14 protein-coding genes are annotated in these 13059 nt (G+C 43.8%); 2 read left to right on the forward strand and 12 right to left on the reverse strand.

All coding sequences use genetic code 11. The features are described from left to right. The first annotated feature begins 86 nt into the window (after nt 1-86). Both NSQ50_RS16920 and NSQ50_RS16925 read left to right on the forward strand, forming a co-directional pair. A complete protein-coding gene (locus NSQ50_RS16920) occupies nt 87-728 on the forward strand; it encodes a thiamine diphosphokinase (RefSeq protein WP_036687693.1) in 642 nt (213 codons plus the stop codon). A 295-nt stretch (nt 729-1023) separates the two neighbouring features. Then, complete coding sequence (locus tag NSQ50_RS16925; RefSeq protein WP_036687694.1) at nt 1024-1524, forward strand: C40 family peptidase; 501 nt, start codon at nt 1024-1026, stop codon at nt 1522-1524. Between the two features lie 45 nt (nt 1525-1569). On the opposite strand, the gene NSQ50_RS16930 is transcribed toward NSQ50_RS16925, so the two are convergent. The 12 genes from NSQ50_RS16930 to rnz form a co-directional block, all read right to left on the reverse strand. Further along, entirely contained in the window at nt 1570-2289 is a 720-nt protein-coding gene (locus tag NSQ50_RS16930; protein WP_076103939.1) for a response regulator transcription factor, read from the reverse strand. A gap of 116 nt (nt 2290-2405) precedes the next feature. Continuing rightward, nucleotides 2406-3446: a ThiF family adenylyltransferase gene (locus tag NSQ50_RS16935; protein WP_076223829.1), complete on the reverse strand. Its 1041-nt coding sequence runs from the start codon at nt 3444-3446 to the stop codon at nt 2406-2408. A gap of 73 nt (nt 3447-3519) precedes the next feature. Further along, a complete protein-coding gene (locus NSQ50_RS16940; RefSeq protein ID WP_036687697.1) occupies nt 3520-5073 on the reverse strand; it encodes an ABC-F family ATP-binding cassette domain-containing protein in 1554 nt (517 codons plus the stop codon). Nucleotides 5074-5187: 114 nt separating this feature from the next. Beyond that, nucleotides 5188-6681 (reverse strand): serine/threonine-protein kinase, encoded by a 1494-nt coding sequence (locus NSQ50_RS16945; protein ID WP_081386913.1) that lies wholly within the window; start codon nt 6679-6681, stop codon nt 5188-5190. Between the two features lie 123 nt (nt 6682-6804). Continuing rightward, the gene (locus NSQ50_RS16950) at nt 6805-7872 is read right to left on the reverse strand and encodes an SAM-dependent methyltransferase (RefSeq protein ID WP_036687700.1); all 1068 of its coding nucleotides are present in this window, start codon (nt 7870-7872) and stop codon (nt 6805-6807) included. Then, nucleotides 7869-8654, reverse strand: coding sequence for an ABC transporter ATP-binding protein (locus NSQ50_RS16955; protein ID WP_282579836.1), 786 nt, complete (start codon nt 8652-8654; stop codon nt 7869-7871). Before NSQ50_RS16955 ends, NSQ50_RS16950 begins: the two co-directional genes overlap by 4 nt. Next, nucleotides 8651-8974: a thioredoxin family protein gene (locus tag NSQ50_RS16960; RefSeq protein WP_076141991.1), complete on the reverse strand. Its 324-nt coding sequence runs from the start codon at nt 8972-8974 to the stop codon at nt 8651-8653. The genes NSQ50_RS16955 and NSQ50_RS16960 overlap by 4 nt, the downstream gene beginning before the upstream one ends. Beyond that, nucleotides 8971-9315: a cyclic-phosphate processing receiver domain-containing protein gene (locus tag NSQ50_RS16965; protein ID WP_036687703.1), complete on the reverse strand. Its 345-nt coding sequence runs from the start codon at nt 9313-9315 to the stop codon at nt 8971-8973. Before NSQ50_RS16965 ends, NSQ50_RS16960 begins: the two co-directional genes overlap by 4 nt. Beyond that, nucleotides 9312-10175 (reverse strand): deoxyribonuclease IV, encoded by an 864-nt coding sequence (locus tag NSQ50_RS16970; protein WP_076141990.1) that lies wholly within the window; start codon nt 10173-10175, stop codon nt 9312-9314. Before NSQ50_RS16970 ends, NSQ50_RS16965 begins: the two co-directional genes overlap by 4 nt. Next, nucleotides 10165-10980, reverse strand: a complete 816-nt coding sequence (locus tag NSQ50_RS16975; RefSeq protein WP_036687706.1) for an Fpg/Nei family DNA glycosylase — start codon at nt 10978-10980, stop codon at nt 10165-10167. The genes NSQ50_RS16970 and NSQ50_RS16975 overlap by 11 nt, the downstream gene beginning before the upstream one ends. Nucleotides 10981-11025: 45 nt before the next feature. Next, a complete protein-coding gene (locus NSQ50_RS16980) occupies nt 11026-11814 on the reverse strand; it encodes a TIGR01457 family HAD-type hydrolase (RefSeq protein WP_038571566.1) in 789 nt (262 codons plus the stop codon). 293 nt (nt 11815-12107) lie between these two features. Next, complete coding sequence (rnz, locus tag NSQ50_RS16985) at nt 12108-13046, reverse strand: ribonuclease Z (protein WP_076103946.1); 939 nt, start codon at nt 13044-13046, stop codon at nt 12108-12110. Nucleotides 13047-13059: the final 13 nt, after the last annotated feature.

Below are 13059 nucleotides of genomic sequence, written 5' to 3' on the forward strand. Positions count from 1 at the left end.
TTGTCTTGGTCAATTGTGCAACTTTTCAATCTGCATTATACTGGGACAGGATAACCAACTAGAGTTTTAGAGGAGGAATGGATGTTATGCCATCCAAACGTGTCGTTATTTTTGCCGGTGGAGAACTATCTCCGGATTATTTCGCTCTATTAGATGAAGAAGATTTTATTATCGGTGCGGACCGGGGTGCATTATTCCTAATCTCACATGGATATATACCAGATATTGCAGTAGGTGATTTTGATTCTGTATCGCCTGAAGCTTTTCAGGATATTCAATCCAAAAGTAAAAAAACCATCACTTGTGATGCCGTAAACAAGGATTTAACCGACAGTGAGATGGCGCTCGATATTGCGATGAATCAGCAACCTGATTCTATTTTACTATTAGGAGTTACAGGCACTCGAATTGACCACTCCTTAGCCAGCATTCAAATGATGACAAGGGCTCTGCAACGTCAAATCAATTGCTACGTCATGGATTCTAATAACTATGTGACACTTACCGGATCCCAAACAGTCATTGAAGATTTGGGCTACACCTATGTATCTTTGCTTCCATTAACTCCTGAAGTAACAGGGATTACATTAGAAGGATTTCAATATCCTTTGAATGACGCCACTTTAAAGCTAGGCCAATCTCTAGGTGTAAGCAACAAACTGATTTCCTCCACTGGAACAGTTAGAATACGTAGTGGATTATTGCTGATTATCCAGAGCAAAGACTAAATACATAGTGATATAGAAACATCCTTGTAACTTTTGTTTTAAAATCAAAAAGCCGATAAATCCTTTATATATCAAGGGGTTTACGGCTTATTTTATTGTCCAAAATATCAAGTTATTAATTTTTTGTAACTTTTAATGAATTTTTAATAAAACGTTTACAACCTAGGCCCAGCCTCACTTTATTGCTGCTCTACCAAATTTTATGACATAGATAACCTGCTATACTACGAATCAGGCAAGCAAGACAAGACACAGCAAGACAGATTGATATACTAACTTTGGAGGTACTTACAACATGAATAAACAACAATGGATAAAAAAAGCGATTGTCATAGGAATGGTTACTACGATGGGCTTAGGAACAATGATGGCAACAGGCGTAGGCGCAACTAAAGTCGAAGCCGCTACGGTGTCCAAAGGACAAAGCGTTGTCAATTTTGGGAAAAACTATATGGGAACTCCATACAAATTCGGAGCATCTACTTCTACTACTAAGGTTTTTGATTGCTCTTCATTTATGAAACATATCTTTAAAAAGTATAATGTATCATTACCCCGTACAGCTGCAGCTCAATCAAAAGTAGGAACTTCTGTTTCCAAAGCAAACCTTCGTGTGGGCGATCTTGTATTCTTCTCTAGCGGCAGCAGAGCAACTGGTAAAAATGTAACTCACGTAGCTGTTTACGCCGGAAACGGTAAAATTCTGCACACTTACGGTAAACCAGGTGTTACGGTTTCTGATCTTAATTCTGGTACATGGAAAAAGACTTATCTAAAGGCTCGCCGCGTACTGTAAACAACAGCTCTATAGTAGAGTCTTTTCTATAAAAGAGAATAAGTCTCAGGATGTGGTGCTGCCTTCGGGCACCCTCATTACATATCCTGTTCCGCGAACAGTGTGAATTAACTTGTTCCGGTACCCTTTATCAATCTTTAAGCGGATATGCCTGATGTATACATCTACAACATTGGTATCTGCATGGAATTGATATCCCCATACTTGTTTGAGTATTTCCTCGCGGGAACATATAATCCCTCGATTCGCAGCGAGATAATATAAAAGATCGAATTCTTTATGCGTCATCTTAAGCTCGATCCCTTCACGGGTGACCAGCCTGCGGCTGGGATCGAGCATTAAACCATCCACCTTTAACAGATGTTTTAAATTTCGACGCCGACCCGTGAGGGTTAATAAATTTAGAATTCTACATTTGAATTCACCGGTATGTAGTGGTTTTGACATAAAATCATTCCCCCCGGCTAAAAAGGCCGCAACCGCTCCGTTACCCGATAGCTCTTCGGAAATCACCATGACCGGAAGAATCATTCCCTCATCTCTTACTGCGGAAATGATTTTCCATCCTTCCCATGTTCCCACCTCGCCTAAATCAGCAAGCAGCAATACCGGTTCTACTTCAGAAATGGATAAGCGAAGATCTTCGGGATCTTCGCTTTTTGTTATTTGCAGACCGATATCATTAAACACTTTTTCTATAGCGATTCGCTCTTCTACTCCTCTTTCGTTTCCCTCAGACATATACCATATCAGTTGCTCACTCACAAAGATCCCCCGTATCCATCAGACATGCATCAGCATCCCATTAATAGATATAGAATCCCCGGAAAGCAAAGAGACCATTCCTAGGAAATGGTCTGAAGATCAGTTTATCTTGCTTTTTAACCGAAATATCGATGATAAAAGCTACGGGCGGCGGCAATATCCTTCGTCCCATGAATCAATGCCCGGCCATCTGCGAAGATCACCATCCGGTAAGGACCTTCTTTAAAGGAAATTAGATAAGGATTGCTCTCTACCTCACCGTCTCCTAAACGAGACAAGCGGCTGGCTGTTTCCTGCAGGTTAAGGCTCTGCGGCCGGGCAGGGCGGATTTGTACGGTATCCCTACCACAAAGCACATCACTTCGTTCCGTATTCAAGGCTGTTAGATAAGGGTAGATCGGATGAGTCCCACAAGAAGGGCAATTCTCCTTTTTGGCACTTTTCACTCCAATTTCTTGATGTTCATTACGCCATACATCGAAAGTGAGCAGTTTATTTCTTAATTGGTCCTTACGGTTACCGAGAAGCTTTAACGCCTCAGCTGTAGCATTTGCAGTAACCAATTGCACGGCCTGTGGAAGAATACCCGCTGTATCACAGGTATCTCCCCCTAGTGGGACTGTACCTAAAAGACAATGAAGACATGGCGTTTCTCCAGGCAAAATCGTATATGTAATTCCATAGCTTCCTACACAAGCTCCATAAATCCAAGGGATATTATTCTTTTGGGCAATATCATTAATGATGAGACGTGTATCGAAATTATCGGTCCCATCCATAATCAGATCCACCCCTGAGATGAGTCCTTCCAGTTCTTCCTTCCGCACATCCATAACATGCGCTTCTATGACAACCTCAGAATTAATCTGCTGCAGTCTGTTCTGGGCTGCTATGGCTTTCGGAGCTCGCTCCTGTGCATCTATCTCGGTATACAGCTGTTGCCGCTGCAGGTTACTCCACTCTACATAATCGCGATCAACGATAAGGACATGCCCAACACCACAGCGGACCAATGTCTCTGCAATCCCTGTACCTAACGCACCCGCACCAACCACAAGCACTTTTGATTTTGCGAGCCCCTGCTGTCCTTCAGTACCAAATGGCGCGAAACGTATCTGTCGTGAGTATCGATCTTCTCGCCCGGCGTTATGAAACATACATTATCTCCTCCCCATATCCAAAAAGCGGAGAACAGCAGGATGTCTGCTATTCTCCGGATTTATGATTATTCTATACTTGTACAGCTGACCACTGCTCAACATCCCAAATTTTCGTAACCCAATCTTCATAGAAATCAGGTTCATGGGATACAAGCAGGACTGTGCCTTTATATTCTTGCAAAGCGCGCTTCAGCTCTGCTTTAGCAATAACGTCAAGGTGATTGGTAGGTTCATCGAACAGTACCCAGTTGCTTTCACGCATCAAAAGCTTACAAAGACGCACCTTCGCTTGCTCCCCACCGCTCAGCATACTAAGCGGACGTGTAATATGTTCATTTTTTAGACCACAGCGAGCCAGATGCCCACGAACTTCGTTCTGAGTTAAACTGGAGAATTCATTCCAGACATCCTCAATAGGCGTAAGACTAGCTGCTTTCACTTCTTGTTGGAAATATGCAGGGTTCAGATAATCCCCAAGATAGGTTTTGCCGCTGTATGTTGGGATCACTCCCAGAATAGTCTTCAGCAGTGTAGATTTACCTACACCATTGCAGCCAACAATAGCAATCTTCTCCCCACGTTCAATGACCATATTTAGCTGTGGCAGCAGCGGACGATCATAACCAATCTCGAAATCAATTCCTTCGAATACGGTTTTGCCGCTTGCCCGGCTCTCTTTAAACTTAAAGGTCGGCTTAGCAGCTTCTTCAGGACGATCAATTCGGTCCATACGATCAAGCTGCTTCTCACGGCTTTTTGCCCGGCCTGAGGTTGAAGCACGCGCTTTATTCCGTTGGATGAAGTCCTCTTGTTTTTTGATAAAATCTTGTTGTTTCTCATAGGCATCGATATGCTGGTTTTTGTTCATCTCCGCCATATCAAGGAATTTCTCATAGTTCGCCGTGTAACGGGTCAATTTACCAAACTCCAAGTGATAAACGACATTAACGACTTTATTCATGAACTCAGTGTCATGGGAAATCAATATAAATGCATATGGGTACTGTTTCAAATAGTTGGTCAGCCAATCGATATGCTCAACATCCAAATAGTTGGTAGGCTCATCAAGCAATAGTACATTGGGTTTCTCAAGCAAAAGCTTTGCCAGCAGTACTTTGGTTCTTTGACCACCGCTAAGAGAAGCTACATCACGATCAAGCCCAATCACGGACAGGCCTAAACCATTTGCCATTTCCTCCACTTTTACATCAATCAGATAGAAATCTCCGATGTCCAGTTGTTCCTGAATGTCCCCCATCTGCTCCAGTAGTACTTCTAGTTCCTCAGGCGAAGCATCACCCATCTGCTCTGTGATCTTCAGCATTTCCTGCTCTAACTCAAGCAGTGGCAGAAAAGCGTCCTTTAGAACATCGCGAATCGTTTTTCCTGGTGTAAGAATCGTATGTTGGTCCAAATAACCGTAACGCACCCGAGGGGTCCATTCTACTTTACCATTATCCTTCAAAAGCTTTCCTGTCAAAATATTCATTAGCGTCGATTTACCAACGCCATTTGCTCCAACAATTCCAACATGTTCTCCTGGTAACAACCGGAAAGACACGTTCTTGAACAACGTCCGATCCCCAAAATTGTGGGAAACGTCTTCTACTGTAAGTAAACTCATAAATTCTCCGCAAGCTCCTGTCTATACTTAAATAATGCGTAAATCAAATCACGTATAAATATATATTTTATCACACTTTAGCGGAACACTGAATTAAATGTTAGTCCCAATAGCCTATCTTAAGAAAAAACCACGGCGTTTTCCATCGTTTCGTTCGCCCTTAATGTCCCCTAATAGCTCAGCAATTACATCTGCCAACTTCCCTTTTTGTAAAAATGGATCTTGCTGACACGGTAAATTATAAACCCTATCTATACCTAAAGAATTTCGCAACAGTTCAACAGATTGCTGTTCAGCAAGTGGTAAACCCACTCTCCAATCCCGTTCAGGCTGCAGCCCCTTCCTCCTAATCCATAATAAAGTTTCCTCCAGTCGCCAATCTGCGCCAGAAGCAATTAGAATGGGAATATCGCTATGTTTGATTTCTTCCAGCGCTCCATCAAATCCACCCGTGCCCAGATCTAATACCACAAATTGATAAGCCCCTCTCATAAGCTCTGCTACATCCCCATGGTGAGGTCGCTTCCAGTAATGAACCTTCCTCCAGGAAAATACAGACTCAGAGCTCTCAGCAGGAACTGAAGCGCTCTGCACATCAAGCAAATTGTGCATGCGATCATAAACCGATGAATCCGGTGATAGATCAACCCAAGCTGTTGAACCAATCTGTGCCAGATAACTGCTAATCGCAAATGAAGTATGTGTTGTTCCAAGCCCCGGCCCTACTCCAAGTAAGGCAATCACTTTAGCTTTCCGTTTATCAACTGCTAGGGGTACAGACACTGCTGAATGATTACCTTCATCCATATCAGCCTCCACATGAACCAGTGCTTGAATAACAGCTGTTGCCTCCTGATATCTTTCCTCCGGATGTGGCCGTAATAAACGTCTAATTATCGGAATAAAAGCTGCGGGAACTTGGTCACGCAACTTATTTTCCATTCCTGACTCCCAGTGGCTGCATAATCCTCCGGTAGCCATATATAAAAGCAACGCACCAAGACCATATAAGTCAGAAACCGGTTGACTCTGCCCATTCCCATACTGCTCAGGAGCCGCGAATCCTACCGTACCAAGCTTCACCGTATCTTCAGCGATGCCTTTTCTAAAATTTCGAGCGATTCCGAAGTCGATTAACATTAATTCTTTTTGCTTAGTTAACATAAGATTGGAGGGCTTTAAATCACGATAAACAATGGGCGGATGATGACCATGCAAATATTGCAGGACTTCTAAAAGCTGTTTAGCAATTTGTAGGATGAATTCACAAGGCAAAGGTCCGGGATTATCCCTCATCAGCTGACTTAAAGTTATCCCTTCAATATAATCCATGACTAAATAAGAATACCCTTCTTTATCCGAAAGATAGTAATCAACAATACGTGGAAGCCGCGGGTGATCCAGCCCCATTAGCATCTCCGCTTCCGCTTCAATGTCCGAATGCAGCGTTGCTGAGCTAACACTTTCTTTTACAGCCCAACGTTTCCCCTTTAAACGCAGATCCTCCGCAAGATAAACAATACTCATTCCACCTGTTCCAATCTGGTCAATAATTCTGTATCTGGCGTCCATTATCTGCCCTACCCCAAGCTTCGATGCAAAATTCACTGAACTTCCCCCTTTTTCACATAAAAAAAAGAGAAAGCTTCCGCCATTAACGTTGTTACCGCAGATTACGATAACGTTAATAACGGGATGCTTTCCCTTAAGATTTTTAAATTAGGATCTTACCTAGTATTTAATCATATAAAGCGTGATCTCGTCACGATTATGAAACAGCTGCTTAGCCCGCTGAATCTGCATACGTTCGCCCTCAAACATTGCAATGATCTCTTTGATCATCGCTAGAGGTTTCTTATGCATCAGCTTTACGGTCACAATCGCTGTTCCGCCTGGTGACAGGCTGTGCAGCAGCCCGGTTACAAGCTTTGCCATCAGCTTAGGACTCCAGCTCATATCACATACAAGCAGATCAAATTCATTATCGCGGAATTTCACTTCTCCGGCATTTTTGCGCAGGATCTTCAGACCCGGGTAATTACGCAGCGATTCATGCATCAAAGCAGGGTCAACCGCTGTTACCTTCATTCCACGCTCCAGCAAGAAAGAAGTCCAGCCCCCTGGAGAGGCGCCAATATCAAGCGCATTACGGAAGCTGTAAAAAGGAATAGCGAACTCCTTCTCCGCTTCCATCAGCTTGAACTTAGCACGTGAGATTTGTCCGTCTTCTTTGCGGAAGCGGATTGCACCGCCATTCCAGCCGGATAGATTCTCTTCTGGTCTGGACACTCCTGCATATAAGGCATTCCCGTCTGCGTAGACAGAAATGACCCATGCCGGATCTTGTACTGTAAATTCTGCACCCAAGCTTTGTAATTGCTCCTGCAGCCATTCACGAAGTTCGCCCGGACTTTCCTGCCAGAAGGAAGGATCCCCTTTACGAACATTTAGGGATACTTTCTCCCCCTCTAGCTCACTGCGGCGGCTTAAATACACAGCCAAACGCTGTAGTGCTTCCATGGTTCCTTCATCCTGAAACTGCACAGGCTGTATATGACGAAGGAAAATGGGCAGATTCTGTGTGAGCAATCGTGATACTTCCTCGGGTTCAGACTGCAAGGTGGCGAGAAAGATTTCTCCCGGCAACAGCAGCGTACTCTTCACTGCGCCGAACAAGCGCCGAAGCTCTTCCTGAGCATAGGGCGCAAAGCCGTGATTAGCTGTACAAATATATCGGGAGTACACTATTTCTTCCGGAGCAGTGGTCTGCTCTTCGTTATCATGTCTTAATTCGTTCAAATCGTTTTGCCTCCAGGTCTAATTTTAATCCAGGGACGACCGCTATCCCATTCTACATCAACAGGAATATCATAGGTGGCCAAGATCATTTCTTTGGTTAATACTTCTTCTTTCGGTCCGGAACCAGCTAGCTTACCGTCGCGAATTAAAGCAACATGTGTAAAAAGCGGGACAATTTCTTCCACATGATGAGTTACATAAACAACGGAGACATTACGTTGTCTCAGCTTATCTACTTCAGCCAGCATTTTTTCTCTTTCGTACAGATCAAGACCTGCACAAGGCTCGTCCATAATCAGTAGTTTGGGGTCAGCCATAAGACATCTTGCCAGCATTGCTTTTTTTCGCTCTCCCTGTGACAAGGTTCCAAAAGGATGAAGTGCCATATTGCCCAGATTCATATCCTCTAGCAAGCGGATTGCCTTCTCCTTCACTTCGTGTGGAATGCTCTCGTAGAAACGCAAATAAGCGTAAGCTCCTGTAGCGACAACCTCCCACACCGGATCATTTAAAGACATCTTCTCCATTAAGGAAGGACCAATATAACCAATTTCTTTACGAACCTCGCGTAAATCACATTGACCATATTTATTCCCCAATACCTCAACAGTTCCTTTGCTAGGGAATAAATAACCTGTCATAATCTCCAAAATTGTTGTTTTGCCAGAACCATTCCGTCCCAAAATGACCCAGTTTTCGCCTTCCTTAACTTCTAAGGACACATCGTCCAAGATTAGGCTTTCTTCTCTGCGCAGAGATAAATGTTGTAATGAAATGATCATGATATAATACTCCTTATGTATTCCAGAATCCGCTCAACTGAAACCATTGAATAATAAATAAGCGGATCCTCTATCCGGTCAGCAGAAGCCACTAGTAGAGCAGGAACACTGGTAATACGGTATTGTTGTACCAGATTAGGCAACATGTTCACATTTCCAGCAACCATTTGGAGTTCAGCAGGCAACAGATGTGCCGCCACTTCCAACATGCGTTCTGTTGCCTTACAGGTACCACACAGCGGAGTATGCAAAAACACTACCAGCGGTTCTCCCGGTCTCGTGAGTATCTCCAGTAAATCCGCTTCGTTCATTTCCTTCATTTTAGTCCCGTCTCCCCAGCGATATCATGAAGCTTATCAGAACTCAGGGGACCATTAAACAAGCGCATCCCCTCAGGTTTAGCCGCGTATAAGATTTCATACATTTCTTTTCTCCCTAAAACGCTGGAGGTGTGTAGATAGATTTCACAGGGGTACAGTCCTTCCAGAACAATCCGTCTAGCCACTTCCCCACCTGAATAATCATCCGGTCCCATATCATAATCTAACGATAAAATACCGACCTCACACTCACGCAGCATCAGAAGACATTCTTCTGTTGTCCGGGCTAAAGCAAATCCAAGCGGACCTTTACGGAGATCGTCCATATAGATATGAATCACTTTCTAGCCCCCGCTTCAAACCAACTGCGAACAGTAGCTATTTCATTCCGATGACTGCCATCTGGACCCTTTTCAGTTTCCAAAACAACAGATGTTTTACGTAATCGATCAGAAGTTATTAAGCTTTCAAGACCCTTTTCGCCGATAAAACCTTTTCCTATTCCAGCATGCCGGTCCCGTCTTGAACCAAAGGGAAACTTAGAATCATTAAGATGAACAGCTACAAGATGCGGCCAAAATCCAAGCTGGTTTCCTCGTTCAAGCAAGTCTTCCGTATGCTCAGGATTCCAAATTCCTGCTGCAAAAGCATGACAGGTATCCAGACAAAATCCAATCTTCTCGGGAAACTGGCTAAGCTCACGAACCTTCACCAATTCTTCAAGTGTAATCCCTTCGGTACCATGGTTGCCCGCTTGATTCTCAATTAGCAGCTTGGCGTTACCTTCCCAGGACTGCAGCGTCTCATTCATACATTGTATAATATTTTGATAGCCTTGTAACGGCTCCATTCCAGCAAAATGTCCAAAATGAACAACAATACCTAAGGAACCGCAGGCTTCAGCAATTTCCAGATCATTAAGAAGGGAGTCTACATACACCTTTCGAGGGGTTGCGTCATCCCTATTCGCAGCCATATTGATTGCATAAGGGGTGTGGGCGATAGAGGTGATTCCTTTTTCTTGGCAAAAGAGTGCACAATCCCTTGTATCTCGAATATCAACCGTCTTTAGCTTCAGACTGCGCGGATTTTTCGGAAAATATTGAAAACTTGTTGCACCGCTCTCCCAAGCCAATCGGGCAGCTCTCCCATATCCACCACGAATGCTAACATGAGCCCCTATTTTGGGTTTAGGCTTCATGCTGACAGTCTGGACAATAAAATACTTTGCGTCCAGACAGCTCTGTTTTGATAATCGTTCCCCCATCGCGTAGGCAAGGCTCGCCCTCACGGTCATAGACTTTACATTGATCATTATAGGAACCCGTAACCATGTCACCTGTCATAAACGGCATTTCCATGTATCCGCCGATCTCTGTCGCATCAGTTAATACTTTTTGAATGCTTTGATACAGACGGGAAATGGCTTCAGGTGATAAATTTTGTACTAAAACTGAAGGCAGAAGCCCAGCGTCAAAAGCAATCTCATCCGCATAACAATTTCCAATACCCGCCATTACATGCTGATTCACTAACAGACTTTTTAACGCACCACGCCGCCCTTTTAATATTCCTGCAAAACGTTCCGGCGTCATCCGTCGATCCAGCAGCTCAGGTCCAAGCTTACCCATCGTTGCTTCGCTTTCCTTCACGGATACTAAATGTAAGAACCCTAACCGCAGGCCCATAAAATAAAGGATCTGATCACCAAATGCGATTTCTACTTGCGTATTACGATCCGGCCGCTCTTCTTCTGAACCATAAAAAAGCAATCCACCCAGCATTAAATGCAATAGTAATCTTCGTCCATCATGGAGATGAAACAAAATGTACTTGGCGCGCCGCTCTACAAAAACAACACGCGCACCGATCAAGGCATCAATGAAAGCTTCTGTTTCCATGTTAATTGTTTTTTCTCTGTTCACAATTACATTAGTTATCGGAACATTTATAATACGCTGGCTAAGCAGCTGTCTATAATTCTCCATTTCCGGCAATTCTGGCATACTCATCGTCCCCTCTAAGTTGGTGAAGTAATAAGACCCTAGCTATTATACACCGAGAAACATTTTAAGTTCAGCTAAATCGGCACATATTTCATCGGGAGTGATCCCTGTGATACTTTTATAGTGCTCCAGATTCTCTGTAGTGGTTAAACCGGTAAGAACAAGGATTGTACGACAGCCCGCATTAACACCGGCAGCGATATCCGTACGCATATTATCCCCAACAACAGCAGCATGTTCAGGTTGAATTTTCAGAAGATCTGTCGCATATTTGATCAGATGCGATTCAGGCTTACCGATCACTACTGGCTTCACACCACTGGCAGCCTCAATTGCTGCACCGATCGTACCCGCACCCGGCATAACCCCATCATCTGATGGTAACATTAAATCTGGATTGGTGAGCACAAACTTTGCCCCGCTCAAAATCCAACGCGAAGCTTGAGCTAGCGAAGCATAATTAAAAGAACGATCGATACCTTGCACCACATAATCAGGGGATTCTGTGACGATTTGGAGCCCTGCCTCAATGCAAGCCATACGCAGTCCCTCTTCTCCAAGTATCGCCACTGTAGCCCCAGGTGATTCCTCAGCTATGTAACGTGCGGCTGCCATAGAAGAGGTACATACCTCCTCAGCTTTCGCCTCAATTCCCATTCCACTTAAGTGGGCAGCAACGTTAGCTGCCGTACGCGATGAGTTATTGGTAACAAATAAAAAAGGGATATCCGCTTCACGAAGAGCTTTTATCAGCAGATCAGCACCGGGAATCATTTTATGCCCATGGTACAATGTACCGTCTAGATCAATCAATAATCCTTCAATTTGTTCCATCACTAACCCCTCAGTTTCCATAATAAATTTAATTAATATAATAAATAAATAATAGTATTAACAAACTCGCAGCCTTTGCCCTGCTTGGATTTACAAGCATACTCAATCCCTTTAGGTGGAAGATATCACCTACTGATTTTCGGCAATATGTCCAGCCATTCGTTCGTCTTTTACTCCGTGATTACTTTAAATCTAACACACTTCGTCGAATGAAATCGAACAAGCGTCCCATCCAGCATTTTTTAGCATAGCACTGTCATTTCCTGCGCTTTCCCGGAAAATAATCATTCCCCCTATTGCCCATTTAGTCTGCGAGGTACCGGATATGCATTAAATTCCTCAGCTAATAATGTCTCAGGGAATATGAGTTCAGCTTCCTCAAGCAAAGGAATTAACTCTTCATGCGAGCTGTAACGAGAACTGAAATGAGTCAGCAACAGCTGACCTGCTTTGGCTTCTTTTGCTAACTCTGCAGCCTGACGCGCTGTACTGTGATGATATTGATACGCCATGTCAGCCAGATCATGGGCGAAGGTTGCTTCATGAACAACAAGGTCTGCATTAAGAGAGAGTTCTAAGGCTCCCGAACAAGGTCTTGTATCCCCAAGGATAGTAACAATACGTCCTCGTTTAGGTTCCCTGACAACATCAGCAGCACAGATTCGTACACCTTCATCCGTAACAACATCTTCACCTTTTTTTAATTTCCCATAAATCGGTCCCGGTTTTAAACCATAACTCTTAAGCAATTCCGTATTGAGGCTTCCGGGACTATCCTTTTCCGTTACCCGGTAGCCATAGCTGTCAATGCGATGCTCAAGTAATGCCGCCTCAACTTTAAAGCCATCATCCTCGAATATAATTCCTCCTGTATGCTCTACAATCTCAATCTTGTAAGGAATTCGGGATTGGCTCACAGCTAAGGAGATCTCTAGGTATGCTTTTAATCCAGGGGGTCCGTACACCGTTAACGGCGCTGTACCTCCCTGATAGCCACGACTTGATAATAGACCTGGAAGACCAAATAGGTGATCACCATGCAAGTGGGTAATGAATAGCTTTTCCAGCTTTCCTAACCGAATCGGCGAACTAAGAACCTGATGTTGTGTACCTTCCCCACAATCAAACATCCAAATACTGCGACGTTCTTCCAGCAGTCTTAATGTAACGGACGTTACATTGCGTTGTAGCGTTGGCACACCTGCATTAGTACCTAAAAAATATAAATCCATTCTTTTTCCTCCC

The sequence above is a fragment of the Paenibacillus sp. FSL R10-2788 genome (assembly GCF_038003885.1).
In the GTDB taxonomy this organism is placed as follows: Bacteria; Bacillota; Bacilli; order Paenibacillales; family Paenibacillaceae; genus Paenibacillus_AQ; species Paenibacillus_AQ odorifer.